Origin of the sequence: Amycolatopsis suaedae (genome assembly GCF_004214935.1) — a bacterium.
Lineage (GTDB): Bacteria > Actinomycetota > Actinomycetes > Mycobacteriales > Pseudonocardiaceae > Amycolatopsis > Amycolatopsis suaedae.
The window spans coordinates 147,751-172,519 of sequence record NZ_SFCC01000009.1; the positions used below are offsets into that span (position 1 = coordinate 147,751).

Sequence of the window (24,769 nt, forward strand, 5' to 3'; positions counted from 1 at the left end):
CGAGCCGGGTGGCGCGGTCAGCCGGCCAGGAAGGCCAGCAGTGCCTCGTTGACCTCGTCGGCGTGCGTCCAGAGCAGGCCGTGTGGTGCGCCGTCGATCTCGACGTAGGTCGCCTGGGGAACCCGCTGGTGGAACGGCCGGGCGGTGGCGTCGATCGGCAGGATCCGGTCGCCGGTGCCGTGCAGGATCAGCGCGGGGACGTCGATCCGGGGCAGGTCGTCGCGGAAGTCCGTCAGCCAGGTCGGCACCACCGCGCTGGAGGCGAACCAGGACGCACCGGCGGCGACGTTCCAGCTGTTGCGCAGCGCTTCCTCGGACAGCCGGCTGCCAAGTGTCTCGTCGGTGTTGTAGAAGTCCCTGTAGAACTGGGTGAAGTAGGCGTAGCGGTCGGCGGTGACGGCGGCGGTGATGCCGTCGAACACCTCCTGCGGCACGCCTGCCGGGTTGTCGCCGGTCTTGAGCAGGAACGGTTCCAGCGACGCGAGGAACGCCGCCTTGGCGACCCGTGCCGAGCCGTAGGTGCCCAGGTAGCGGCCCACCTCACCGGTGCCCATCGAGAACCCGACCAGCACGACGTCGGTCAGGTCCAGCGTGTCCAGCACGACCTTCAGGTCGGCGGCGAAGGTGTCGTAGTCGTAGCCGGTGGTCGGCTGGCTGGACCTGCCGAAACCGCGGCGGTCGTAGGTGATGACGCGGTAGCCGGCGGCCAGGAGCGCGGCACTCTGCTTCTCCCAGGAGTGCCCGTCGAGGGGGTACCCGTGGATGAGCACGACCGGCTGACCCGTGCCGTGGTCCTCGTAGTAGAGGTCGATGTTGGTGCTGTTCTCCGACCCGACGGTGATGAATGGCATTGCTGGACCCCGTTTCTCGACTGGGAGAACGATCGTTCTCCACTGTCGGGTGGAACCGGCGCGGCGCCCCGGCTATTCCGGTAGTGGCGTGGGTCTCAGGACCTTGGCTTCCCTTCCGGTCAGGGACCGCAGGCGAGATCGCGCGGCGGACGCCGCCCGGTGACGAGAAACTCGGTCGCCCTCTCGTCGAGGCAGGGGTTGTCCAGGAACAGGTAGCCGAGGTGCCCGCCCTGGTCGGCGGTGATCATCCGGGCGCGCTCACCCAGTGCCGCCCGCAGCTCGCGGGCACCGGCCAGCGGAGTGGCCGGGTCCCGCAGGTTCTGCGTGATCAGCACGTTCGACGGTCCGCGGGCGGTGATCCTCACCGGCGGTTCGACGGGCTCGGACGGCCAGGCGGCACACGGGGTGATGTTGGCGGCAGCCCCGCCGAACAGCGGGTGCCGGACCCGGTCGATCGTGACGCCCAGCTGGTAGGTCCGGACCGACTCCGGCCAGTCCGAGTCGTTGCAGATCACATGCAGCTGGCTGGCCAGGTAGTTGTCGTCCGGCTGCTGCCCGCCCCGTGCCCCGGCGGGTGGCGGCATCGGCTTTCCCGTGTCGAGGGCCTGCCAGATCGCCGCCAGCGCGGGGAATTCCCGGTCGAAGTAGAACTTGGCGAAGGTGAGCTGGCGGAACAACTGGCCGTTGACGCCCTCCGGGCTCGGCTTGGCGTCCAGCCGCGTGGCGATGTCGAAGTACTTCGCCCGCACCTGCGCCGGCGTGCGGCCGAGGCCGTATTCGGGACGGGCGGCGGCGAAGCGGGCGAAGTCAGGGAACCGGTCCTCCATGCCACGGCCGAACAGCCGGGCGAACTCGGCGTCCCAGCCGCCGGGGCCGGTCGCGCTGTCGAGGAGGATCCGGTCGGCGCGGTGCGGGAACAGCGTCGCGTACACAGCGCCGAGGTAGGTGCCGTAGGAGTGCCCGAAGTACGACGTCGTCGACTCGCCGAGTGCTTCGCGGACCCGGTCCAGGTCCCGCGCGGTGTTGGCCGTGGTGATGTGCGGCAGGAGCCTCGCCGTCGCCGACGCTGCGCACTGTCCGGCCACGGCGGCCGTCTCCTCGGCCCGCTGGGCGACGTCGGCCGCGTTCCGCGCGTACAGCGGGATGTTGGTGAAGTACTGTCCGGGCTCCAGGTCGCAGGTCACCGGTGTGCTGTGACCGACGCCGCGCGGGTCCATGCCGATCACGTCGTAGCTGTCCAGCACGCTCTGCGGCAGGCCCACCTTCTTCAGGTCGGCGGGGAAGCTCAGACCCGGCCCGCCCGGGCCGCCGGAGTTGGTCAGCAGCACACCCCGGCGCTTGCCCGGGTTCGCGCTGGGCAGGCGCGACACCGCGATCTCGATCGTCTCCCCGCCGGGGTCGCGGTAGTCCAGCGGGACGTCGAGCGTCGCGCACTCCAGGCCGGCGCCGGTGACGTCCTCCGGGCACGGTCCCCAGCGCAGGGTGCCCGGTGTCGCGGCCGACGCGGGGACCGGCGCGGCCACCAGCACGGCGGCGAGAACGGTCAGTACGGACTTTCGCATTGCCATGCTCCTCATTGTCTGCAGTGGACTCTGATCAGCGGCGCGGTTCCCAGCGGAAGAGCTTCGCGGCCAGCGCCACCGCGACGACGACCCAGGCCAGCGTCGGGCCGAGCAGGGGCAGCGACTCGGTGAACGACATTCCGCCGTTCCAGGCGTTGAGCATAAGCTCGGTGGCGGAGCCGCCGGGCAGTAGCCGCTTGAGCAGCTGGAGGTCCTCGGTTCCGGTGATGCCGATCCAGGTGGACACACCGATGACGCCGAGGCTGACCGGCAGGGTGGTGACCTGGGCGTGCTCGGGGGAGTTGGTCAGGCCCGCCGTGGCCAGCCCGAGGCCGAGCATCATGGCCAGCGTGGCGACCACCGCGATGACCAGCAACACGACGTCGGCGGGGCTGCCCGCGACGACGGCCAGCACGGTCAGGATCACGGCCAGCTGGATCAGCGCCAGCACCGACACCGGAAGCAGCAGTCCGGAAAGGACGGAGACGTCGCCGGCCGCAGTCGAGCGCAGCCGCTTGAGGAACAGGTTCTGCCTGCGCGAGGCCAGCGTCGTCACGGCGGTGGTGTAGAGCCCGAACGCCCCGACCATGAACATCACCATCGCCGCGATGTAGCCGAGGCTGCCGACCTTGGCGAACGTCTCGTGCTGGTAGATGAACAACGCGCTGATGCCGGCGGGCAGCACCAGGCTGGTGACCAGAACCAGCCGGTTCCGGAAGATCTGAATCAGCTCACTGAGAGCGATCGGCAACATGGAGGTAGGTCCCTTTCGTGCGTGGAGGTCAGTGGCTGTCGATGGAGCGGAAGACGTCGTCGAGCCGGGTCGGGCCCGCCTCCAGGTCCAGCAGTTCCAGGGCGTTGTCCTGCGCCCAGCCGAGCAGGGTGTAGAGGTCCTTCGGCAGCGTGAACGTCTCGATCAGGAAGCGCCCGTCGCTCTCCCGTGTGGCCTGCAGCGGCAGCGCGGGCGCGGGCGTCGGCAGGGTGAAGCGGATGGTGGCCGGCAGGGTGCGCGTCAGCTCGGAGACGGTGCCTTCCCGGTGGAAGGTGCCCTTGTGCATCAACCCGATGCGGTCGGCCCGCTGCTGGGCCTCCTCCAGGTAGTGCGTGGTCAGCACGACGGTGGTGCCGTCCTCGCGCAGCCGGTCCACGGCGTCCCACAGCGCGTCCCTGGACTGGATGTCCAGGCCGGTGGTGGGCTCGTCCAGGAACACCAGTTCCGGCGTGCCGTAGACGGCGGTGGCGAAGTCCAGCCGCCGCTTCTCGCCGCCGGAGAGCTGGGACACCTTGGTGGACGCCTTGCGGGTGAGGCCGACGACGTCGAGCACCCGCTCGACCCGGTCCGCGCGGCGGGTGAGCGCGCCGACCAGCCGGACCGACTCCCGCACCGTCAGGTCCGGGGAGAAGCCGCTCTCCTGCAGCATGATCCCCATGCGCGGCCGTACGGAGTGCCGGTCCCGCGGGCTCTGGCCGAAGACCCGCACGGTGCCCGAGGTGGCGGTGCGGTGCCCCTCGATGGTCTCCAGGGTGGAGGTCTTGCCTGCTCCGTTCGTGCCGAGCAGGGCGTACAGCTCCCCGGCGTGGACCTGGAAGGACAGGTCCTTCACGGCGTGGAAGTCCCCATAGGACACGTTCAGGCGCTCGACGTCGATGACTGGTGTAGTGGGCATGCGGTAATTCCAGCCGCTGCCGCCGCTGTCCGGCAGTGTGGCGACGTCATCGGTTCGGGGTGACATTCCCGCACGGAGGACATGACGTGACGTCACTGGCGTCACCGGCGCGGTGGCCGAATACTGTCCGCATGAACACCGGGCCCGTGCGCGTGCTGCTGGCGGTCAACATGACCGTCTTCCTGCTGGTCTGTGTGGTGTACCTCCTGCACCACCTGGACGCCGGGATCATCCCCGGCGACGTCGGGGCCTGGCTGGAGGACAACCAGTGGCTGTTGTGGGTCGCCGTGCTGATGTCCGTCAGCGGCGCGCTGGCCACCCCGCTGATCAGCCGGGCGCTCCAGCAGTCCGGTGAGGACGAATGACCCACTGGGGAGCGACCCCGGAGCTGGCCGGTCACGCCAGGACGAGGGGGCGGCTGCGCAGGCTGAACCTGATCATGATGGTCCCGCCCCTGGTCGGGGTGGGTGCCCTGCTGGTCGTGATCGACGCCAGGACGTGGTGGGGCGCGGTCGTGCTGAGCATGGGTGCGCTGGCCGGCCTGGTGGCCATGACCCGGTGGGCGAGCAGCGACTTCCGCCGGGTCGCGCTCCCGTGCCTCGTCGTCGGCGCGATCGTGTGGCCGGCCGGGGTGCTGGTGCTCGACGCAGGATCGTCGTTCTACGGCCTCAACATCGTGGGCCCGCTCATCATCCCGTACCTGCCGCGGCTGCGCGGCGTGGCGTCGGTCGTACTGGTCGCCTACGTCGGCGGGGTGGGTGCGCTGCGGCTGCTGGTGTCGGACGAGGGCGTCGTCTCCGTGCTGGTCCGGTGGGTCGCCATTCCCTCCGTGGTCGCCGTCGTGACGATCGGATTCATGTTCGCCAGCAAGGTGTTCTACGACCTGCTCGCCGAAGTGGACGCCGCGCGCGAACACGAGGCGGAACTGGCTGTCGCCCGCGAGCGCATCCGGTTCGCCAGCGACCTGCACGACATCCAGGGGCACACGCTGCACGTGGTGAAGCTGAAGGTGGCCCTGGCCCAGAAGCTGGTGCGCGGCGACACCGAGCGGGTCGAGGAGGAACTGCGCGAGGTACACACCCTGGTCGCCGACACCATCACCCAGACCAAGGAACTGGTCTACGCGCAGCGGCGGCTCAACCTGTCCGCGGAACTGGAGAACGCGAAGAACCTGTTCGAGGCGGCCGGAATCCGCGTGCGGGTCTACCGCGAGGCCGAGGCCGGGACGGGCGCGAGCGAGCTGCTCGGCCAGGTCCTGCGGGAGACGACGACGAACATCCTGCGGCACGCGCAGGCCGCGCAGGTGCGGATCACGTTGTCCGAGTCGGGAATCACCATCATGAACGACGGCGCCCGGGACGGTGAGCCGCCCGAACTGCGGGGCCTGGCTACGCTGTCGCACCGGCTGGCGGATAACGGAGGCGAGCTGACCGTGGAGCAGAAGGACGGGCGGTTCACCACGGCCGCGGTGTTCCCGCGCGAGGGTGGCGGCCGATGATCACCGTGGTGCTCGCCGACGACGAGGCCCTGCTGCGCAAGGCGATGGCGGCACTGCTCCCGCTGGAGGGCGAGATCACCGTGCTGGCCGAGGCGGAGGACGGTGCCCAGGCCGTCGAGGCCACCCTGCGGCACGAGCCCGACGTGCTCGTCGTCGACCTGGAGATGCCCGGCGTCGACGGGCTGGGCGCCGTCACGCGGATCCGGGAAGAACGGCCGGGCCAGGTGATCCTGATGCTGACCCGGCATGCCCGGCCCGGTGTGCTGCGCAAGGCGTTGAAGCTGGGCGTGCAGGGCTTCGTCAGCAAGTCCGCCGAGCCCGGGCACATCGCCGAGGTCATCACCACCCTGCACCGGGGGAAGCGGTGGATCGACCCGGACGTCTCCGCGCTGGCCGTCGTCGACGACTGCCCGCTCACCGACCGCGAGCTCGACGTGCTGCGCGCGACCCGCGACGGCTACTCGGCCGCCGACATCGCCGCCCGGCTGCACCTGGCCGAGGGGACGGTGCGCAACTACCTGTCCAGCGCCATGCAGAAGACGCAGACGCGGACCCGCCACGAGGCGGCCCGCTACGCCCGCGAGCACGACTGGCTGTAGCCCGTCAGGCCCGCGCGAAGCCCGAAACTCGTGAAGGCCACCTTCATTACGTCTCATGTGGTGAAGGTGGCCTTCACGTGCTTGTGCCCGGCGCGCGAGGGTCTCGTTCGTGGTGGCCGGTGGGACTGCTGAGCCCGTTGTGCCTGTTGTGCACGCTGTGCTCGCCGAGGCGGCGAGACCCGGGCCGGGAAGCGCATGAAGGCCACCTTCAGGTGCCTTCCGGCGTCAGGCCCGCGCCGTCAGGCGGGGGACACCCCAGGCCGTGCTGACGTTGTCCTGGGTCAGCACCTCCTCCGGCGGGCCGGCGGCGACCAGCCTGCCGTCACGCAGCAGCAGGCAGTGGTCGGCCGCCTCGGCGACGGCCAGGTCGTGCGTCACCCGCAGGATGGTGACCCCGTCGGCACGGGCCGCGGCGAGTGCGTCGTCGATCAGCCGCCGCGCGGCCAGGTCCAGCCCCGCGGCGGGTTCGTCGAGCAGCAGCAGGCTCGCGCGCTGGGCCAGCCCCTGCGCGACCAGCGCCCGCTGCCGCTGCCCGCCGGACAACGTGCCCAGCTGCCGCCCGGCGAGGTCGCCGATCTCCAGCCGCTCCATGCACTCCGCGACGATCCGGCGGTCCTCAGTGGACAGACGGCGCCACGGGCCCCGGTGTGCCCAGCGCCCCATCGAGACCGCGGCGCGCACGGTGAGCGGCAGGGTGCCGGAGACCTCGCTGTGCTGCGTCACCAGCGCCGGCCGGGCACAGGCGACCTCGACGGATCCCGACACCACCGGCAGGACGCCGGCGATCACGCCGAGCAACGTCGACTTCCCCGCCCCGTTCGCGCCGACCACCGCGGTGATCCGCTCGGCGGGTGCCGTCGCGGTGATCCCGTGCAGGCCGTAGGCGGCGGTCAGCGCGCGCAGTGCGACGGCGTTCACAGACAACTCCTTAGTAAAATGACAACCATTTCCATTATAGTGCCGACGTGGACTGGCTGCTGCTCCCCTTCGAGGTGTCCTTCGTGCAACGCGCCGCCCTGGCCGGCCTGCTGGTGTCCGCGGCGTGCGCGCTGGTGGGCACCTGGGTCGTCCTGCGCGGGATGGCCTTCATCGGCGACGCGATGTCGCACGGCCTGCTGCCCGGCGTCGCCATCGCGTCGCTGGCCGGCGGGAACCTGCTGGTCGGCGCCGCGCTGAGTGCCGGGGTGATGGCGGCCGGGGTCACCGCGCTGACCCGCTCCCGGCGCCTGTCCCAGGACACCAGCATCGGCCTGCTGTTCGTCGGCATGCTCGCGGCCGGGGTGATCATCGTGTCGCACTCCCGGTCGTTCGCCGTCGACCTGACCGGGTTCCTCTTCGGCGACGTCCTCGCGGTGGGCCCCGGCGACCTGATCGGCCTCGCGGTGACGCTCGCCGTCGTCGCCACCGTGTCGTTGCTGGGGCACCGCTACTTCGTTGCCCTGTCCTTCGACACCCGCAAGGCACGGACCCTGGGCCTGCGGCCCGGACTGGCCAACGCGCTGCTGCTCGGCCTGGTCACGCTGACCATCGTCGCGTCGTTCCGGGTGGTGGGGACCCTGCTGGTGTTCGGCCTGCTCATCGCACCGGCCGCGGCCGCGACGTTCTGGGCCAAGCGGATTCCGGCGATCATGGCGCTGGCCGCGGTGTTCGGCGCCGTCGCGACGCTGACCGGGCTGATCGTGTCGTGGCACTGGGGGACCGCCGCCGGCGCGACCATCGCCGCCGTCGCGGTACTGCTGTTCTTCCTCTCCGCACTGGCCTCCGCGCTCCGGCGGTGGCCACGCCGCGCCCTGCTCGCCACGGGCCTGCTGGTGGCCTCCTGCGCCCAGCCGCCACCGCCGGTCGCCGACGTCCCGCACGGCTACGTCGAGGGGGCCGAGGAAACCGCCGAGGCACAGTCCCGGCTGGTCGTCGCCGACGCCGCGACCGGCGAGGTCCGCGTCGTCGACCTGATCACCGAGCAGGTGACACCCGCCGGCCGGGTCGAGGGCGTGCGGGCCGCCGCGGGCGACGGCCGGTTCGGCTACCTCGCCGGGAACGGGTCGGTCGGCATCGTCGACAGCGGTTCCTGGATGGTCGACCACGGCGACCACGTGCACTACTACCGCGCACCGGTACGCGCGGTCGGCCCGGTGGCCGGACCGGTGCCGTCGGCGGTGCACAGCGACCCCGCGGTGACGGCGCTGTCCTTCCCCGACGGCACCACCGTCCTGCTCGACCGGGCCCGGCTGGACGCGGGCGCGATCGTCGAGACCGGCCGGATCACCCGCGCCCCGCACCAGGGCGCGGCCGTGCCCTACCACGAGCACATCCTCGCCTCCGAGCCCGACGGTGTCCGCGTGCACGACCGGCAGGGCCGCCCGGTCGCCGCGATCGACCAGCCGTGTCCCCGGCTGGAGGGGCACGCGTCGACACGGCGCGGCGTGGTGTTCGGCTGCGCCGACGGGGCGCTGCTGGTCACCGAGGAAGGCGGCGCCTTCCGCGGGGAGAAGATCCCCTACCCCGGCCCCGGCGAGCGGGCCACCGCGTTCACCCACCGGCCGGGCAGCACGACGCTCGCCGCGAAGTCGGGGGAGCGCGGCGTGTGGGTCCTCGACGTCGCCCGCCGCACCTGGCACCACCACGACACCGGCCCGGTCGCGGCCGTCAACGTCGTCGGCGAGGGCGCGCCGCTGCTGGTCCTGGGCCGGGACGGCGTGCTGCGCGCACGTGACGCCGCCACCGGAGCCGAACGGGCTGCCGCCCCGCTGCTGCCGCCCGACGCGACCGGGGGCGCGGTGATCCAGGTCGACACCACCCGCGCCTACGTCAACAACCCGGGCTCGGGCGAGCTGTACGAGATCGACTACAACGACAACCTGCGCCGCGCCAGGACGTTCACCGTCCCCGGCAAGGCCAGCCACATGGTGGAGACCGGCCGATGACCCGCCGCATCGCCGCGTTGCTGCTGGCCGTCGTCCTGCTGGCCGCCGGTTGCTCCGGCAGCCGGGACCGGGGTGGTGTCGTCGTGACGACAAATATTCTCGGCGACATCACCCGCACCATCGTCGGCGACCAGGCCGCCGTCACCGTGCTGATGAAACCCAACGCCGACCCGCACTCGTTCGGCGTTTCCGCGCAGCAGGCCGCCGACCTCGAACGCGCCGCGCTGATCGTCTACAACGGACTCGGGCTGGAGGAGGGCGTGCTGCGGCACGTCCAGGCCGCAGGGCAGGCGGGCGTCCCCACGCTGGCGGCGGGGGAGCGGGCCGACCCGATCCAGTACGCCGAAGGCCAGCCCGATCCGCACTTCTGGACCGACCCGGCACGCATGCGGACGGCCGTCGACGCCATCACCGAGCAGGTGATCGCCCACGCCGGCGTCGACGAGGCGGTGGTGCGCGGCAACGCGGGCCGGCTGCGCGGCGAGATCGACGCGCTCGAGGCCATGATGAGCGAGCGCTTCGGGCGGATTCCGCCGCAGCGCCGCAAGCTGGTCACCAACCACCACGTGTTCGGCTACCTCGCCCAGCGCTTCGGCTTCCAGGTGATCGGCGCCGTGATCCCGAGCGGCACCACGCTCGCCTCGCCGAGCGCGTCGGACCTGAACGCGCTCGCGGGCGCGGTCCGCGCGGCGGGTGTCCCGGCGATCTTCGCGGACTCCTCCCAGCCCGACCGGCTCGCCCGCGTGCTCGCCGAGCAGGCCGGCCTGCACGTGGCCGTCGTCGCGTTGTTCTCCGAGTCGCTGAGCGAACCCGGCCAGGGCGCGGGCACCTACCTGGAGATGATGCGCGCCAACACCGAGGCGATCGCCAACGGCCTGAGCCGTCCCTGATTCCCCACCGGAACAACGAAAGGTGCAACCCATGCTGAAGCCGTTCCCGCTGGCCGCCGCGCTCACCGCGGCGGCCCTGGTGATGACGGCGTGCGGTGGCGAACCGTCCGGGACCAACGCCGCCGCGCCCGCCCGTGCCACGGTCGCCGAGCCGGTCACCGTCACCTACGACGGCGGCATCTACGTGCTCGACGGCAAGACCCTCCAGGTCGCCAAGGACATTCCGCTGCCGGGGTTCAACCGGCTCAACGCGGCAGGCGACGACCGGCACGTGCTGGTGTCGACGTCGTCCGGGTTCCGGGTGCTCGACGCCGCCGGCGCGACGCTGACCGAGACCGAGTTCGCTGCCGCCAAGCCGGGCCACGTCGTGCGGCACGCGGGCAGGACCGTGCTGTTCGCCGACGGCACCGGCGACGTGACCGTGCTCGACCCGCGTGCCCTGGGCAGCGGCGCGGCACCGTCGCGGCAGCACCGGACGCCGCAGCCCCACCACGGCGTCGCCGTCGAACTGGCCGGTGGCGAGCTGGTCACCACCGTCGGCAACGAGGACGCCCGGCCCGGCATCGTGGTGCTCGACAAGGCGGGCAAGGAGATCGCCCGCAACGAGCAGTGCCCCGGCGTGCACGGCGAGGCGACCGCACAGGGCGAGGCCGTGGTGATCGGCTGCGAGACCGGTGCCCTGATCTACCGCGACGGCAAGATCACCAAGGTCAGCAGCCCGGACCCGTACGGCCGCATCGGCAACCAGGCCGGTTCCGACTCCTCGCCGATCACCCTCGGCGACTACAAGGTGGACAAGGACGCCGAGCTGGAGCGGCCGACCAGGGTCTCATTGATCGACACCCGCGACGCGTCGCTGCGTCACGTCGACATCGGCACCAGCTACACGTTCCGCTCGCTGGCGCGCGGGCCGCAGGGTGAGGCACTCGTGCTGGGCACCGACGGGCAGATCCACGTGATCGACCCCGCCGCGGGCACGGTCACCCGCCGGATCCCGGTCACCGGTGCGTGGCAGGAGCCGCTGGAGTGGCAGCAGGCCCGTCCGGCGATCTTCGTGCGTGGCGCGACCGCCTACGTCACCGACCCGAACACCAAGCAGATCCACGCCGTCGACCTGGCCACCGGCAACAAGACCGCCACCGGCACGCTGCCCGCGGCACCCAACGAGGTCAGCGGGGTCCTGCCTGGCTGACGCCGAACTCCAGTGCGGTACGGCCGTCCGACACCGGACCCGAGCGGCGGAGTTCGAGTCCGGCGTCGGCGGCCAGCCCGGTCAGCTCCGCCGCGGTCCGCTCGCTGCCGCCGAAGCACATCAGCATGTGCAGGTCCATGGCCGTGCCCACGTCGCGCAGCGGTTCGATCACCACCACGGTGGCCTCCGGCGTGGCGGCCTCGCGGCAGCGGGTGAGGATCGCGCGGACGGCCGCGTCGTCCCAGTCGTGCAGGATGTCCGAGAGCAGGAAGGCGTCGAATCCCGTGGGCAGCGGGTCGAAGAAGCTGCCCGCGACGGCGTCGGCGCGCTCGCCCAGTCCGGCCGCGGCGAACCGGCGGGTGGCAGCGCTCGCCGACGCGGGCACGTCCAGGACGCGGCCGCGCAGGCCGGGGTGGGCGAGCAGGATCCGCTCCAGCAGCATCCCGTCGCCGCCGCCGAGGTCGAGGAGCCGGGTGAAGCGGCTCCAGTCCAGCCGCGTGGCGATCTGCGGTGCCTGCTCGGTGAAGCGCCAGGTCATCTGGGCGTCGAACGAGCGCCGCAGCTCCGGGTCGGCGTCGATGTCGGTCCAGAAGTCGTGGCCGTACCGGCGCGGGTAGGCAGGGGCGCCGGTGGTGATGGTCTCCAGCAACTCGACGAACGCCAGCTCGGCGCGGCCGCCCGCCCGGTTGATGTCGAGCAGTGGCCGGAACTCGGTCAGCTGAGCGCCGAGTTCGGTCGGCCGGTAGTGGCCGGACTCGGCCTCGAACACCCCGGCGGTCACCAGGTGGTCGAGCAGCCGCCGCAGTGCGGGGGAGTGGGCGCCGGTCGCGGTGGCGAGTTCGTCCGCGGTCCCGGACAGTTCACCGAGCCCCAGTGTCGCGGCCACCCGGATCGCCATGGGGGTCGCCAGGTCGGCCAGTGCCATGATCGATTTCCGGTTCACGCCGCGAGGCTATCGCGCCGATGAGTTCCGGCAGTGGGACCGGTCCGATGGTGCGGAAGCGATCGAGAGGAGTGGTCCGGGTGGACCTCTACAGCGTCATGTGCGTGACCGACCGGGCCAGGTCGGTGAAGTGGTACGAGGTGTTCTTCGGCAAGCCGGCCGACGAGATCATCGGCGAGGAGTACCTGTGGCAGGTCGGTGAGAACGCCTGGCTGGTCGTCGACGACCGCGAGGTGCGGTCCGCGCGGGTGGGCGGCGCGATGATCACGTTCGGCGTGACCGATCTCGACGCCATCCTGGCCCGCCTCGACGAGCACGGGATCGCGCACGAACCGGTGGAGACCTACGGCAACGGGGTGCGGCACGTGGACATCCTGGACCCGGACGGCAACAGCCTGTCCCTCGCGCAGGCGCCCGCCGACGGCTGACAGCACGTGAAGGCCACCTTCACCACGTGAGACGTAATGAAGGTGGCCTTCACGCGCATTACGCCGCGACCAGCTCGCGTTCCGGCTGGCGCCTGCTGCGCAGGGCGGTCATGCCGACCAGCGCGAACACCACCACGACGGCCGCGCCGATCGCGGCGACGGTGTGCATACCGCTGGTGAACGCCTCCCGCGCCGGGGCCAGCAGCGACTGGTCGCCCAGCGTCACCGCACCGGCGAGGCTCTCCCTGGCCTCCCCGGGGACGCCGGCCGGGAAGTCCACCTCGGACCGGTAGACGGCGGTGCCGATGCTGCCGAACACCGCGATTCCCATGGCGATGCCGAACTCGGCGGTGGTCTCCGACATGGCCGAGGCCGCGCCCGCCTTCCTCGGCGGCACCGAGCCGATGACCATCTCCGTGCACAGCACGCCCTGCGGGCCCATCCCGAACGACGCCACCGACATGCCGAGCACCAGCAGCACCAGCCCGTTACCGGCGTCGATGCGGGTGAACAGCAGGATGCCGGCGGCGGCGATCAGCATGCCGAACCCGAGCACGAACTCCGGCCGGAACCGCCGGGCGAGCCTGGGCGCGATCAGCGACCCGACGACCACCGCACCGGCCTGCGGCAGCATGGCGAACGCCGCCTGCACCGCGGACAGGCCCTCGACCAGCTGCAGGTACTGGCTGACCAGCAGGAAGACACCACCCATGGTGAGCGCGCCGACCAGCACGATGCCCAGCGCGGCGGAGAACTTCTGGTTGCGGAACAGCGCCAGGTCCAGCATGGGGTGCTCCAGCACCCGCTGCCGTCGCACGAACACCGCGCCGACGGCGACACCGGCGATCAGCGCGGCGATGTTGAGCGTGCCCGGGCCGTCGGCGGCCAGCTCCTTCAGCGCGAAGACGATCGGCAGGATCGCGCCCAGCGACAGCGCCACGCTGGCCAGGTCCAGCCTGCCTGCCTGCTCGTCGCGGTACTCCGGCAGCAGCTTCGGGGCGGTGACCAGCAGCAGGACCATGACCGGGACGGCCAGCAGGAACACCGCACCCCAGTGCGCGACCTCCAGCAGCACCCCGCCGACCACCGGGCCGACGACCATGCCGCCCATGAAGCAGCTCATCCAGATGGCGATCGCCGTGCCGCGCTGCTTGGCGTCGGTGAACATGTTGCTGATCAGGGCCAGCGTCGACGGCATCAGCGTCGCCCCGGCGATCCCGAGTGCCGCCCGCGCGCCGATCAGCATGGCCGGGCTGGCGGCGAACGCCGCCGCGATCGAGGCGACCCCGAACGCGGCGCCGCCGATCATCAGCAGCTTGCGCCGCCCGATCCGGTCGCCGAGCGTGCCCATGGTGACCAGGAACCCGGCGATCATGAAGCCGTAGATGTCGATGATCCACAGCAGCTCGCTGCCGCTGGGCCGCAGGTCAGCGGCCAGATGTGGCACCGCGAGGTGCAGCACGCTCATGTCCAGCGAGAGGAGCAGCGTCGGCAGGGCCAGCACCGCCAGCCCGGTCCACTCGCGGCGCCCGGCCCGTGTCGTCGTCTCCGTGTTCATCGTGTCCGTCCCCGTGTCCGTGATCGCTTGTCACTGACACGTCGAACGGCCCGGCGGCAGATCGACACGGTTCCCGGAAACTTCTCCGATCAGTTCGCGGCCCGCGCCTCCGCCGCTCCCAGCGCGCCCGCTGGGGCCTGCCCGAATCCGGCCGGTCCACGGGTGGCGGCGGTGGCGGTGCCACGTCGAGGGCGGTCGAGTTCCCATTCGCCGCCGATCTCCTCGATCGTCTTCTGCGCGGGGTTGCGACCGGCGACCGGGAGCCCCGTGACCGGGTTCTCGCTGAACGCCTTGCCTTCGCGGTGTTCGTGAAGAACTTCTTCGCGTCCTTCAGTCCTTCGCGTACGGCCTCGATCAGCTGGGGGTGGACCCCGTGCCGGCTGGCTGAGCCCGAGGTTGGAACTCTGATCAGCACCCGAAACCCGGATGGGTGAGCAGGCTGGAGGAGATGACGCGGCCGGGGCAACACCTCTGCGCCGTGGCGAAACCCGTGGTCAGGCCGGGGGCGAGGCGCCGCACCAGGTGCGGGGTCCCGGGGTTTGCGTCCTGACGCAAAGGTGTTGTCACCCGTTCGGCCGCACGGCAGGGTGCCCCGCTATGTGGGGCAGGCGTAAGCCGGTGGTGCTCGCCGCGGCGGTTGTCGTGGTGGTCGCGCTCGGTGTGGTGGTGATCGGCCGGCTGGACGGTGGCGACGCTCCGTCCGGCTTCGACGTCGCCTGGCAGAACCCGATGCCGGGAAAGGCCACCGGCGACTCGGCGCCGGTGGTGGTCGGCGACGCATTGGTGCTGGCCGACGCGGACGCGTTGACGGCCCTCGACGTGGCCACCGGCGGTGTCCGGTGGACGGTGCCGACCATGGCGGAGCAGTACTGCGGCTCGGCGGCGAGTGCGGATGCGGTGTACCTGAACCTGCGCGTGGAGTCGGAGGCCGGACGGCCGTGCCGCACGCTCGTCAGGATCGGGCCGGACGGCCGGGAGACCTGGCGGTCCCGCATCGAGGGTGCGCTGCCGGAGCGGCAGTCGCCGGACGGCCGGACGTTGTGGGAAACGCCCGCGGCCATCGGCGCCCGCCCGGATGGCGTGATCATCGTGACCGGCCGGATGATCACGGCCTTCTCGGCGGCCGGGGGTCCTCCGAAGTGGACACACCTGATACCCGCGAACGACTGGGGCGACAGCGAGTACGGCAGGGGATGCCGGTTCGTCGACGCCGCGATCGGCGTGGACGCGATCGCCACCCGGATCGGCTGCGCCGAACCGGCGTTCGCCGCCAGTGAGAACTCGGCCGTGCTCGAACTGCGTGCCGTCGAGGACGGCGCCGTGCGGCACCGCGGCCCGGTCACGAGCATCAGGGATCACGCGCTGCTGCATGCCTCCGGTGCTGGAGTCGTCACCACGGGCTGGTCCGCGACGGGGGCGAGGCTGGCCTTCTTCGACGCTCAGCTCAGGCAGACGGCGGTGTATCCACACAGCGTGCCTCCATCGGCCGGTACCGCGAGTCTGGAGGAACACAGGCCGAGGGGGCCCAGGCAGCCGGACGTCGAGATCAGCGGGGACCTGCTGATCGCGCTCGGTGCCAACCGGCGTCCGGTGGCGGTCCGGATCTCCACCGGTCAGGTGGAATGGCGTGCCGACGACGGTGTCGACGCAGGCTGCGGTGGCCTGGTGTGGGACGGGGCGTTGCTGACCTGCGGGCCTGAGAAGTCGCTGTCGGCCTATGACCTGGCGACCGGTGACCTGGAGTCCGGGGGAATCGAGGTCGACGGTGTGACCGGCACCGTCGACGAGTTGACGTCGAGCTTCACCTGGAACCGGATGATACGGGTGGGCGACCGGGTGGTCGCGCTGGACGACAAGGCACTCGTCGGTCTGGAGCGGGCATGACGAGGACACATCGGCTGGCGGCTGTCGTCCTGGCGGCCGTGGTACTGCTCGGTGCCTGCGGCGGTGATGAGGAACCAGCGCAGGCCCTCGGTGACGCGGCACATCCACCCGTCGTGGTCGCCGCGAGCACGCCGGTGCGGGACACCGCGGCGGTGATCTCCGCGCTGAAACGACTGGATCCCTGTGCGTTGCTGGATCCGATTGCGGCTGGCATCCCCGGCCGTCCGGGCGAGGGGACCAGACCTGCCCCGCACAACTGCGAGATCGGCGACCTCGGCGTCACGCTGGGTACGCCGCTGAGCCGGATGAGCCGGTACGGCATGCCGCGCCGGACCGTGGCCGGCAACGTGGTGTACGTCGACCGGCCGAGCACAGGCTGTGCCTACCTGCTGCCTGTGGGGCCGGTGCACGCCATCCGGTTCGAGGCCGACACCGATCGTGACGTGATCGAGCCGTGCGCCGCGCTGGACCGGCTGGTGCCGGTGGCACTGTCCAAGCTGGGCACTCCGGTACCACCCGGCGACCGACTGTCCACAGTGGACGCCTGCTCGGTCCTCACTGCCGCGCTGCGGGACCCGGGCCTTGGCCGGTCCGCGGTCGAGGAAAGCAGGAAGGGACTGCACAGTTGCGGGGAGGGAAACATCTACGGCAACAGCCTGAAGCTGGCGTACGGCAAGGACCCGGCGCGCGTCCACACGGATCGCCCGTCGCGTCAGGTAGGCGGACGCACCCTGGTCGAGATCGGCCGCGACCCCATGTGCACCGTGGCCTGGAGCGAGGGACCGGCGGCCACGGCGTTCGCCACGGTCGAACTGCACGCATCCTGCGACCGGGTGGACACCGTGGCCGCAGAGGTGATGCGGCTGCTGGACGCACCGCCACCCGACGTGCCGCCGATCCAGCCGTTGCCCTACCCGCCGGGCCAGACGGGCCTGCCCGGCGAGGGCGGCTGTGCCGATGTCCGGCCGGATCGGCCCTGCCAGCCGGTTTCACCGGAGCCGTACGCGCCACACGACCCGGTCGCGCTGGTGAACGCGGCGGCCGGTGACTCCGGTGTGCTCTGCGGGCTGGCAGCGGAAGCGGTGCGGGCGCATCTCGGTCCCGAGTTACGGCCGGTGCTCACGGATGCCGACGGATGCGTGTTCGTGGAACCGAGCCTGCGCCGGGAGGTCACCGTCCGGGTCGAGGCGGGCGAATTGCCGGGCATGCCGTGGCAGGCGGTCACGATCGCCGGCCGTCCCGGGTACCTGCGCGGGGCCGGCGACGGCGAGCTGGGGACGGACCGGCTCGTGGCACTGGTCGAAGGCGGCGGTGAGGGTACGGCCAGGCTGCTGAAGATCGGTATCCGGATCCGGCCCGAGCGCGGCGCCGGGCCGGGTCCGGGCAACGTGAACACCGCCGGGGTCGAGAAACAGGATGCGCTGGCGGCCGACATCGTGGCGAGGGCGTTCCCATGAGGATCTTCGTGGAGGACAGCCGCCGGCCGAAACCGGTGGTTCTGCTGGCGGCCGCGGTGGCCGTCGTGGTGGCGCTCGGCGTGGTGGTGATCGGCTGGCTCGACCGTGGCGACGCCCCGTCGGGCTTCGACGTCGCCTGGGAGCTGGACGGACAGGCACTCGACAACGCGACACCGGGGCAGGATCCCAGGAACCCGGTGCCGGTGGTGATCGGTGACGTGGTGGTCCTGGTCGACCGGCAGGCGCTGGTGGCGCTGGACGTGGCCACCGGCGGCCTCAGGTGGAGGATGCCGGTCACGGAGGACCGATACTGCGGCTTCGGGCAGGGCCCGGACGCGCTGTACCTGAACCTGCGGGACGACAACGACGAGTGCCTCACGCTCGCCCGGATCGAACCGGACGGCCGGGAGGCCTGGCGGACGCGGGTCGGCGCGGCCCCGCCAGCGCCGGGGGAGCGGATGGTGATCGCGGGCCGGCCGGACGGCGTGGTCGTCGTGGTGGGCGGGTCGATCATGGCCTACCCGGTGACCGGCGGCGATCCGAAGTGGACACACACGATACCGGTGAACGACTGGGGCGATAGCGCGTACGGCTATGACTGCCGGTTCGTCGACGCGGCGATCGGGGCGGACGCGATCGCGACCCGGATCGGCTGCGCCGAGCCTGTGTTCGCCACCAGCTCGGACTCGGCCGTGCTCGAACTGCGTGCGATCGAGGACGGCTCCGTGCGCCAGCGCGGACCGGTCACGAGCGGCCGGGGCCAGGTGCTCCTGCACGTCTCCGGTGGCGGAGTCGTCACCGGAAGCCCGGACGAGACCGGCTTCCGGTTGGCCTTCCACGACGCCCAGCTCCGGCAGACGGCGGTGTACCCGCTCACCGCCGCCAGCGCGCCGAGGTCGCTTCAGTTGCCGGTCACGGAGCTGCCGCAGGACATCCGGATCAGCGGTGACTTGCTGTTCGCACTCGGTGCCGGGCGGCGTCCGGTCGCGATCCGGATATCCACCGGAGAGCTGGAATGGCAGGCAGAGGACGGTGAGGACGCCGGATGCGGCGGCCTGGTGTGGGACGGAGCGCTGCTGGTGTGCGGTGAGGAGCGGACGATGTCGGCCTACGAACTGGCCACCGGCGACCTCGAAGCCGACCAGGACATCGACGTCGACGGCCTGGCCGACCCCGAACGCACGCTGATCTCCAACTGGGATCGCCTGCTGCGGGTCGGTGACCGGGTGATCGTGCAGGACGGCGACGAGTCGTTGATCGGGTTGGTGCGGAAATGACCGGCGGACGCGGGGCCGTGGTCGTCGCCCTGGCCGCCTTGCTGTTGACGGCGTGTGGCAGCGAGGACAAGCCACCGCCCGCCGCCGGTGACGCCGCCCATCCGCCGGTCGTACCCACCGCGAGCGCCCCGGCACGGGACACCGCGGCGGTCATCGCCGCGCTGAAGCGGCTGGACCCCTGCGTGTTGCTGGATCCGGTGGCAGCCGGGTTCGGTCCGGAAGCCGAACGCGAACGGGAGAGGCCGCACGGTTGCACGCTCCAGCGACCGGGCGGCTACGGCGAGCTGAAGGTCGAACTGGGTGTGCCGCTGGACAGGCGGACCCGGTACACGTCGCTGACCCGGACAGTGGCGGGCGCCGTGGTGTATGTGCAACGGCCGATCTACAACTGCGTTCACCTGTTGCCGGTGGGGCCGAGGCACGCCATCGAGTTCAGTGGGCGGATGCTCGGCGTCAAACCGGAACGATGCGCCGAGCTGGGCAAGGTGATACCGGCCGCCGTGGCCAGGATGGCCACCCCCACGCCGCCGCCCGGACACGCTTTCGCCAAGGTGGACGCCTGCTCGGTTCTCCTCGCGGCGCTGGGTGATCGGCGACCGAGGCCGCCGGGAAAGAACCTGGACGGCTGCAGCGCGTCGAGTGGTTCCGAACTGTCGCTGAGTTACGGCGAGGACGCGGTGCGCAGCTATCCGGACGAGCCGTCACGCCAGCTGGGTGGGCGAACCGTCGTCGAGACCGGGAAGTGCCTTCTCTCCTGGAGCCAGGGGCCGTCCGGCGAGGCCGGCACGTTCGCCCGTGCCGACCTGCGCGCACCCTGCGAGCGGCTGGACAAGCTGGCGGCCGACGTGATGCGGCTGCTGGACGCGCCACCGCCCGACGTCGCGCCGATCGCGCAGCTGCTCTACCCGCCCGGGCAGACCGGCCTGCCCGGCGACGATGCCTGCGCCGACGTCGAACCGAATCAGCCGTGCCTGCCGTCCCCGCGCGAACCGTACGCGCCACACGACCCGGTCGCGCTGGTGAACGCGCGGCCGGTGACCCCGGTGTGCTCTGCGGTCTGGCAGGGGAGGCCGTGCGGACCCACCTCGGCCCCGAACTGCGCCCGGTGCGCACGGAGGTGTCAGGCTGCGTGTTCGTCGAGCCGGACCACCGGCGGCGGGTCACCGTCCAGGTCAGGCCGGGCACGCTGCCGACCTCGCGCGGGCAGGCGACCACCATCGCCGGGCGCCCCGGTTACGCGCGGCCAGCCGACAGTTCCGAGAACGGAGCGGACCGGCTCGTCGTGCTGGTGGACGGCGAGGACGACAGAACGGCGCGGCTACTCGAGATCCGGCTCCGGTTCCAGCCGCGCAAAGGCAGCACGCAGGGCTCGGACAGCGTGGACACCACCGGCATCGAGAAGCTCGATGCCCTCGCCGCCGACATCGCCGCCAGGGCGTTCTAGCGGCGTGAAGCGGCCGGGGGCTCAACCACGAGGCCGCCATGAAGCAGTGGTAACACTGACCGGGTGACCGCCACCCTCGACCTCCCGCGTACCCCGCTGGCCCGGCAGGCGTTCGACCTGGCCGCCGCGGCGGAGGAACCGTACCTGTTCAACCACGGCATCCGTTGCTACCTCTTCGGCAGGGAGCTGGCGCGGGCCCGCGGGGCCCTGCCGGGGGAGCACTACGACGACGAGCTGGTGTTCCTGGTCTGCGTCCTGCACGACATCGGGCTGACCGAGCGGGCGCCCTCCGCGCTGCGCTTCGAGGTGGCCGGTGCGGACCTCGCCGCACGCCTGCTCGAGGACAACGGGATCACCGATCACCGCGTCGACGTGGTCTGGGACGCGATCGCCCTGCACACGACGGCCCACGTGCACGAGTCGCCGGTCTTCCGCAGGCGGCGGGTCGTCGAGATCGGCATCGCCCAGGCCGGGATCGGGTTCGACCTCGGCGGCGGAGCGGCCACGTTGCCGCCCGGCTACACCGAGCTCGTGCACCGCCGGTACCCGCGGCTGGGCGGTGGCCGCGCACTGACCGAGGCCATCCTCGCCCAGGCGCTCGCCGAGCCGGGCAAGGCTCCGCCGATGACCCTCGCGGGAGAGGTACTGCACCAAAAACACCCCGCGCTGCCGTACCGGACGTGGGCGGACATGGTCGACGCGAATCGCTGGGGCGACTAGTTAGGGTAGCCTAATCAGCATGGAGCTGATCTGTGACGTCGCGGAGCTGGAGCACGTCGTCGGCAGCCGGATGCTGCCGGTGATGATGAAGTCGATCGACCGGCTGGACCAGCACGCCGTCGCGCTGCTCGGCCGATCGCCCGCCGCCGTGCTCGGCTACGTCGACGCCGGCGGCGCGCCCCGTGCGCGGGTCGTCGGCGGCGCGCCGGGCTTCGCGGTGCCGGAGACGTCGTCACGGCTGCGGCTGCCCCTGCCGCGGGATGCCGCGGCAGGCACCGGCGCGGCGCTGCTGGTCCTGCTCCCCGGCTGGCGCGAGACGTTGCGTGTCAACGGAACCGTCGGCGACGGCGGCCTCACCGTGGAGGAGGTGTTCCTGCACTGCGGCAAGGCGGTGATCCGCTCCGACCTGTGGGGCGAGGCGGCCGCCGTCGACAACGAGTCCACAGAGGACGGTCCGGGCATCGGCCCGGCCGCGACGGAGTTCCTCGCCGCGGCGCCGTTCGTGGTGGTCACCTCACGCGACGGTGCCGGTCACGCGGACGCCAGCCCCAAGGGCGACCCGCCCGGCGTGGTCCGCCCGATCGGGCCGTCGACGGTCATGCTCGCCGACCGGCCGGGCAACCGGCGCACCGACACCTTCCACAACATCCTCGAACGCCCCGAGGTGGCGATCGTGGCGATGGTGCCGGGTGACGACCGTACCCTCGAACTCACCGGCACCGCGACCGTGAGTGCCGACCGCGAGCTGCGCGAGTCGATGTCCGAACGCAACCGCGTGCCCAAGGCCGTGTTGCTGGTCGAGGTCGCGCACACGCGGCTCACGCCCAGCGCCGCGCTGTCCGAGGCCGCGCTCTGGGACACCGGCAGGCACATCGACCCCGGCGAGCTGCCGCGTCCCGCGACGATCTGGACCGACCACGTGAAGCTCAACGAGACCACCGGCGTCGCCGCCGGAATCATCCGGAAGGCGGCCAACGAGCGGATGATCCGCACCGGCGTCAACCTGGACTACCAGCAGAACCTCTACTGAGAGTTGACCATGCCGCAGCGGCATGGTTTTGACTGGCGCCATGGCGAAGAGATGGACGCTGCTCACCGTGATGGTCACCGGGGGCCTGCTGGCCACGGTGACCCCGGCGGTGGCGAGCCCGGGAACCCTGAACACGACGGGAATCCCGGACCGCTACGCCGGACAGGAACTGGCCTGGCACCAGTGCACCGCCGAGGAGGTGCCGGATCAGCCCGAGGCCGCGAAGCTCCTGGAGTGCGCGACGTTCGCGACCCCACGCGACTGGGAACGCCCGGACGAGCGGCAGGACCTGACCATCGCGATCAGCAGGCTGCGGTCCACCGGCGAGACGACGGCGTCCGTGCTCACCAACCCGGGCGGACCCGGTGGGCCGGGCCGTTCGCTGCCCGCCTCGCTGAGCAAGCAGGCCAAGCTGCGTGAGCACCAGGAGATCATCGGCATCGACACCCGCGGCACCGGCAGCAGCACGAACATCTCGTGCGGCGGAAGCGGCAGCGCCGCCGAGGCCCACGACCCGCGTGACCGCGACCCGCGCAACCTGGACCTGCTCATGGACGCGATGGAGTTCAGCACGAAGACCTGCCGGCGGGTCTCCGGTGAACTGGGCAGGTTCGTCGACACCTTCCACAACACCAAGGACCTGGATCTGCTGCGGGTCCTGCTCGGCCGGGAGAAGATCAACTGGATCGGCTACTCGGCGGGGACCTGGCTCGGCGCGCACTACGCCCAGCGCTTCCCCGACCGCGTCGGCCGGTTCGTGCTGGACTCGGCCGTCGAGTTCACCTCGACCTGGGAGAAGTCGTTCGACTGGCAGCCCATCGGCTACGAACGCCGCTGGCGGCAGGACTTCCTGCCGTGGGCAGCGTCGCATGACGACAGGTACCGGCTGGGTGCCACCGGCGAGGAGGTCCGGCAGACCTTCGAGAACGTCCGGTACGCGCTGACCCGCAACCCCGTCGAGGTCGGCGGGCAGAAGATCGGCCCGGTCGAGCTGGACTCCCGGTTCATCGGGCTGCTCAAGAGCAAGCTGGCCTTCCCCGCGCTGGCAGACTTCCTGGTTCAGCTGAGGACGCTGACCGGCGACGCGCCGGAGCAGGCCAAGGCGCGGGCCAGGGCGGCGGCCGCACCGGCCGAGCCGGACCCCACGGACACCATGCTCGCCGTCCTGACGGCCGTCCGGTGCAACGACAGCCCGATGACGCGCGACCGGCAGTCGGTGATCCGCCATTCCCAGCGGTTCCTCGATCAGGGCAAGCTGCTCTCCGGCGGATTCTGGATGTACCTGCAGAACTGCGTCTTCTGGGAGGGCCAACCGCGGCCGCTGCCCACACTGGACGGCAAGGGCGTCCCGCCGGTGCTGATCGTCCAGTCGGTGAACGACCCGGCCACGCCCATCGAGGGCGCCCGGCGGGCCCACGCCGCGTTCGCCAACTCCCGGCTGCTGACCGTCACCGGTGAGGGCGACCACGGCATCTACGGCTACGGCAACGCGGCGGTGGACCGGATCGTCGACGCCTATCTGGTCGACGGTGTCGTCCCGGACGACCAGAGCGTGCCCGGCGTGCCGCCGCCCGGCCCGGCGTGATTCAGGGCCGTCCGGCGAAGAAGCCGAGCACCAGGGGATAGGCCCGCTTCGCCGAGGTGTTGTGGTCCACGGTGCCCAGGTCGACGACGGGCGCATCGACACCTCGGCGCCGGAACTCGTCCCGGCAGTGGACGCTGTTGCCGGGCGGGACCAGTTCGTCGCCGCTGCCCGCGGCGTACAACCGGACCTCGGCACGCGGCGTCCACCCGGTGCACGACCCGTCGCTGGCCCGCGCCGCACGTGCCATGGCGCCGGTGGGCCTGCGCAGTTGCCGCTCGGCCCGGTCGGTGAGCAGTTCCGCCGGGGTCCGGGGCAGCTCGCGCATGATCTCGGGTCCCGAGTGCAGGCCGTCGAACAGGCCTTCCACCACGGGGGCGTAGTCCTTCTCGAACGCGCTGGACGGCTGGCCGTACACGTCGTACAGCCGGTTCATGGCGACCAGGTAGTACGCCGTGGAGATCGTGGCCAGCTGTGGCTGGACGGTCCCGTCCAGTGCGGCGGGGAACTGGGTGCCGAACAGGTCGTAGAAGCCGCTCACGCCGGCGATGGCGCGGACGGAGAAGCGCGGGTCGGCTCCGTGCTGCAGCGCGCGGCCGAGGGCCAGGGCGGCGGGGCCGCCCTGGGAGAACCCGGTCAGGAACAGCCTGCGGTCCAGCACGGCACCGTTGCGGCGGACGAAGGTGTCGGCCGCGCGCAGCATGTCCACCGACGCGCTGGTCTGCGTCGGCAGGTCGGCGTAGGGGTGCGTCCCTTCGCCGGTGCCGAGCCCGAGGTAGTCGGGAGCGACCGTGGCGTAACCCGCGGCCGCGTAGGTGATCGGGGCGAGCCGGTTGGTGTCCGGTCCGACCGAGCCCGCTTCCGCCTTGGCGGCGATCGTTCCGTGCTGGAAGCCGATCGTGCGGAGCATGCGCCCGGCGTCACGCGGCAGTGCGACGGCGCCACTGGCGATGACCGGCCGCCCGTCCGGGCCCGCGGTCCGGTACTCCAGCCGGTAGACGTCCACCCCGTGCCGCACCGATCCCGTGTCGATGCCCTGCCCGGTGAGCAGGTCGCTCACCTGGGCGGGGTTCAGGCTGCTGATCGGCACGGCGGAGCGCAACTCGCCCCGCCAGGCAGGCGCGGGGTGCGCGGGCACCGCCGTGATCAGGGCGGCGGTCAGCGCTGTGACCAGGATCGATGTGATCATGGGTCGAGGTTAGGAGTCGGCGACCGGCCGGGCGATCCGGCTGGCAGGTGCATCCGGGGTAGGGCTGGCCGCAG

Annotated in this window: 22 protein-coding genes and 1 pseudogene; 14 read left to right on the plus strand and 9 right to left on the minus strand. The window is 71.7% G+C overall.

Annotated features, from left to right (window positions below; genetic code table 11):
* Window positions 1–17: 17 nt before the first annotated feature.
* The 4 genes from EWH70_RS18865 to EWH70_RS18880 form a co-directional block, all read right to left on the minus strand.
* The gene (locus EWH70_RS18865) at window positions 18–851 is read right to left on the minus strand and encodes an alpha/beta fold hydrolase (protein WP_130476766.1); all 834 of its coding nucleotides are present in this window, start codon (window positions 849–851) and stop codon (window positions 18–20) included.
* Window positions 852–970: 119 nt separating this feature from the next.
* Window positions 971–2,413: an alpha/beta hydrolase gene (locus EWH70_RS18870; protein ID WP_130476767.1), complete on the minus strand. Its 1,443-nt coding sequence runs from the start codon at window positions 2,411–2,413 to the stop codon at window positions 971–973.
* A 34-nt stretch (window positions 2,414–2,447) separates the two neighbouring features.
* Entirely contained in the window at window positions 2,448–3,167 is a 720-nt protein-coding gene (locus EWH70_RS18875) for an ABC transporter permease (protein WP_130476768.1), read from the minus strand.
* 28 nt (window positions 3,168–3,195) lie between these two features.
* Window positions 3,196–4,080, minus strand: a complete 885-nt coding sequence (locus EWH70_RS18880; RefSeq protein WP_130476769.1) for an ABC transporter ATP-binding protein — start codon at window positions 4,078–4,080, stop codon at window positions 3,196–3,198.
* 131 nt (window positions 4,081–4,211) lie between these two features.
* Between EWH70_RS18880 and EWH70_RS18885 the strand changes: the two genes are divergently transcribed.
* Genes EWH70_RS18885 through EWH70_RS18895 form a run of 3 tightly spaced genes read left to right on the plus strand, consistent with a single transcriptional unit; the run spans window position 4,212 to window position 6,177 of the window.
* Window positions 4,212–4,445 (plus strand): hypothetical protein, encoded by a 234-nt coding sequence (locus EWH70_RS18885; RefSeq protein WP_130476770.1) that lies wholly within the window; start codon window positions 4,212–4,214, stop codon window positions 4,443–4,445.
* Complete coding sequence (locus EWH70_RS18890) at window positions 4,442–5,578, plus strand: sensor histidine kinase (RefSeq protein WP_130476771.1); 1,137 nt, start codon at window positions 4,442–4,444, stop codon at window positions 5,576–5,578. The genes EWH70_RS18885 and EWH70_RS18890 overlap by 4 nt, the downstream gene beginning before the upstream one ends.
* Window positions 5,575–6,177, plus strand: coding sequence for a response regulator transcription factor (locus tag EWH70_RS18895; RefSeq protein ID WP_130476772.1), 603 nt, complete (start codon window positions 5,575–5,577; stop codon window positions 6,175–6,177). The genes EWH70_RS18890 and EWH70_RS18895 overlap by 4 nt, the downstream gene beginning before the upstream one ends.
* Before the next feature lie 225 nt (window positions 6,178–6,402).
* Here EWH70_RS18895 and aztA read toward each other — a convergent pair whose 3' ends face one another.
* Window positions 6,403–7,095 (minus strand): zinc ABC transporter ATP-binding protein AztA, encoded by a 693-nt coding sequence (gene aztA, locus EWH70_RS18900; protein WP_240687062.1) that lies wholly within the window; start codon window positions 7,093–7,095, stop codon window positions 6,403–6,405.
* 47 nt (window positions 7,096–7,142) lie between these two features.
* On the opposite strand from aztA, the pseudogene aztB reads away from it, so the two are divergent.
* From aztB to aztD, 3 genes and pseudogenes are all read left to right on the plus strand, one after another.
* Window positions 7,143–7,952: pseudogene (gene aztB, locus EWH70_RS36210) on the plus strand (zinc ABC transporter permease AztB); the annotation flags it as partial.
* 1,145 nt (window positions 7,953–9,097) lie between these two features.
* On the plus strand, window positions 9,098–9,991 hold the full coding sequence (aztC, locus tag EWH70_RS18910; RefSeq protein ID WP_130476774.1) for a zinc ABC transporter substrate-binding protein AztC: 894 nt from the start codon (window positions 9,098–9,100) through the stop codon (window positions 9,989–9,991).
* 31 nt (window positions 9,992–10,022) lie between these two features.
* Entirely contained in the window at window positions 10,023–11,183 is a 1,161-nt protein-coding gene (gene aztD, locus EWH70_RS18915; RefSeq protein ID WP_130476775.1) for a zinc metallochaperone AztD, read from the plus strand.
* Here aztD and EWH70_RS18920 read toward each other — a convergent pair.
* Window positions 11,161–12,126: a methyltransferase gene (locus EWH70_RS18920; RefSeq protein ID WP_240687063.1), complete on the minus strand. Its 966-nt coding sequence runs from the start codon at window positions 12,124–12,126 to the stop codon at window positions 11,161–11,163. The two genes, aztD and EWH70_RS18920, sit on opposite strands and share 23 nt — an antisense overlap.
* An 80-nt stretch (window positions 12,127–12,206) precedes the next feature.
* Here EWH70_RS18920 and EWH70_RS18925 point away from each other — a divergent pair, with 80 nt between their 5' ends.
* A complete protein-coding gene (locus EWH70_RS18925) occupies window positions 12,207–12,554 on the plus strand; it encodes a VOC family protein (RefSeq protein WP_130476776.1) in 348 nt (115 codons plus the stop codon).
* A gap of 58 nt (window positions 12,555–12,612) precedes the next feature.
* Here the strand turns inward: EWH70_RS18925 and EWH70_RS18930 are convergent, their stop codons facing one another.
* A complete protein-coding gene (locus EWH70_RS18930; protein WP_130476777.1) occupies window positions 12,613–14,112 on the minus strand; it encodes an MFS transporter in 1,500 nt (499 codons plus the stop codon).
* A gap of 597 nt (window positions 14,113–14,709) precedes the next feature.
* Between EWH70_RS18930 and EWH70_RS18935 the strand changes: the two genes are divergently transcribed.
* From EWH70_RS18935 to EWH70_RS18945, 3 genes are read left to right on the plus strand one after another with little or no spacing between them, the layout of a single operon-like run.
* The gene (locus EWH70_RS18935) at window positions 14,710–15,996 is read left to right on the plus strand and encodes a PQQ-binding-like beta-propeller repeat protein (RefSeq protein ID WP_130476778.1); all 1,287 of its coding nucleotides are present in this window, start codon (window positions 14,710–14,712) and stop codon (window positions 15,994–15,996) included.
* On the plus strand, window positions 15,993–17,453 hold the full coding sequence (locus EWH70_RS18940; protein WP_130476779.1) for a hypothetical protein: 1,461 nt from the start codon (window positions 15,993–15,995) through the stop codon (window positions 17,451–17,453). The genes EWH70_RS18935 and EWH70_RS18940 overlap by 4 nt, the downstream gene beginning before the upstream one ends.
* Entirely contained in the window at window positions 17,450–18,730 is a 1,281-nt protein-coding gene (locus tag EWH70_RS18945) for an outer membrane protein assembly factor BamB family protein (RefSeq protein ID WP_130476780.1), read from the plus strand. The genes EWH70_RS18940 and EWH70_RS18945 overlap by 4 nt, the downstream gene beginning before the upstream one ends.
* 701 nt (window positions 18,731–19,431) lie before the next feature.
* On the opposite strand, the gene EWH70_RS35520 is transcribed toward EWH70_RS18945, so the two are convergent.
* Complete coding sequence (locus tag EWH70_RS35520) at window positions 19,432–19,734, minus strand: hypothetical protein (RefSeq protein WP_165436332.1); 303 nt, start codon at window positions 19,732–19,734, stop codon at window positions 19,432–19,434.
* Between the two features lie 68 nt (window positions 19,735–19,802).
* Here EWH70_RS35520 and EWH70_RS35525 point away from each other — a divergent pair, with 68 nt between their 5' ends.
* From EWH70_RS35525 to EWH70_RS18965, 4 genes are all read left to right on the plus strand, one after another.
* Window positions 19,803–20,174 carry a hypothetical protein gene (locus EWH70_RS35525; RefSeq protein WP_165436333.1) on the plus strand — a complete coding sequence of 124 codons (372 nt, stop codon included), beginning with the start codon at window positions 19,803–19,805 and terminating at the stop codon, window positions 20,172–20,174.
* Window positions 20,175–20,237: 63 nt separating this feature from the next.
* Window positions 20,238–20,894 carry an HD domain-containing protein gene (locus EWH70_RS18955; protein WP_130476781.1) on the plus strand — a complete coding sequence of 219 codons (657 nt, stop codon included), beginning with the start codon at window positions 20,238–20,240 and terminating at the stop codon, window positions 20,892–20,894.
* Between the two features lie 19 nt (window positions 20,895–20,913).
* On the plus strand, window positions 20,914–21,924 hold the full coding sequence (locus EWH70_RS36510; protein WP_130476782.1) for a pyridoxamine 5'-phosphate oxidase family protein: 1,011 nt from the start codon (window positions 20,914–20,916) through the stop codon (window positions 21,922–21,924).
* A gap of 40 nt (window positions 21,925–21,964) precedes the next feature.
* Entirely contained in the window at window positions 21,965–23,509 is a 1,545-nt protein-coding gene (locus tag EWH70_RS18965) for an alpha/beta hydrolase (RefSeq protein WP_130476783.1), read from the plus strand.
* Window position 23,510: 1 nt separating this feature from the next.
* Here EWH70_RS18965 and EWH70_RS18970 read toward each other — a convergent pair whose 3' ends face one another.
* A complete protein-coding gene (locus tag EWH70_RS18970) occupies window positions 23,511–24,695 on the minus strand; it encodes an alpha/beta hydrolase family protein (RefSeq protein WP_130476784.1) in 1,185 nt (394 codons plus the stop codon).
* Window positions 24,696–24,769: the final 74 nt, after the last annotated feature.

Bases quoted from the DNA above. Each gene is read 5' to 3' on its own strand.
- EWH70_RS18865 (WP_130476766.1), bottom strand. From the start codon at position 851: ATGCCATTCATCACCGTCGGGTCGGAGAACAGCACCAACATCGACCTC.
- EWH70_RS18870 (WP_130476767.1), bottom strand. From the start codon at position 2,413: ATGCGAAAGTCCGTACTGACCGTTCTCGCCGCCGTGCTGGTGGCCGCG.
- EWH70_RS18875 (WP_130476768.1), bottom strand. From the start codon at position 3,167: ATGTTGCCGATCGCTCTCAGTGAGCTGATTCAGATCTTCCGGAACCGG.
- EWH70_RS18880 (WP_130476769.1), bottom strand. From the start codon at position 4,080: ATGCCCACTACACCAGTCATCGACGTCGAGCGCCTGAACGTGTCCTAT.
- EWH70_RS18885 (WP_130476770.1), top strand. From the start codon at position 4,212: ATGAACACCGGGCCCGTGCGCGTGCTGCTGGCGGTCAACATGACCGTC.
- EWH70_RS18890 (WP_130476771.1), top strand. From the start codon at position 4,442: ATGACCCACTGGGGAGCGACCCCGGAGCTGGCCGGTCACGCCAGGACG.
- EWH70_RS18895 (WP_130476772.1), top strand. From the start codon at position 5,575: ATGATCACCGTGGTGCTCGCCGACGACGAGGCCCTGCTGCGCAAGGCG.
- aztC (WP_130476774.1), top strand. From the start codon at position 9,098: ATGACCCGCCGCATCGCCGCGTTGCTGCTGGCCGTCGTCCTGCTGGCC.
- aztD (WP_130476775.1), top strand. From the start codon at position 10,023: ATGCTGAAGCCGTTCCCGCTGGCCGCCGCGCTCACCGCGGCGGCCCTG.
- EWH70_RS18930 (WP_130476777.1), bottom strand. From the start codon at position 14,112: ATGAACACGGAGACGACGACACGGGCCGGGCGCCGCGAGTGGACCGGG.
- EWH70_RS18935 (WP_130476778.1), top strand. From the start codon at position 14,710: ATGTGGGGCAGGCGTAAGCCGGTGGTGCTCGCCGCGGCGGTTGTCGTG.
- EWH70_RS18940 (WP_130476779.1), top strand. From the start codon at position 15,993: ATGACGAGGACACATCGGCTGGCGGCTGTCGTCCTGGCGGCCGTGGTA.
- EWH70_RS18945 (WP_130476780.1), top strand. From the start codon at position 17,450: ATGAGGATCTTCGTGGAGGACAGCCGCCGGCCGAAACCGGTGGTTCTG.
- EWH70_RS36510 (WP_130476782.1), top strand. From the start codon at position 20,914: ATGGAGCTGATCTGTGACGTCGCGGAGCTGGAGCACGTCGTCGGCAGC.
- EWH70_RS18965 (WP_130476783.1), top strand. From the start codon at position 21,965: ATGGCGAAGAGATGGACGCTGCTCACCGTGATGGTCACCGGGGGCCTG.
- EWH70_RS18970 (WP_130476784.1), bottom strand. From the start codon at position 24,695: ATGATCACATCGATCCTGGTCACAGCGCTGACCGCCGCCCTGATCACG.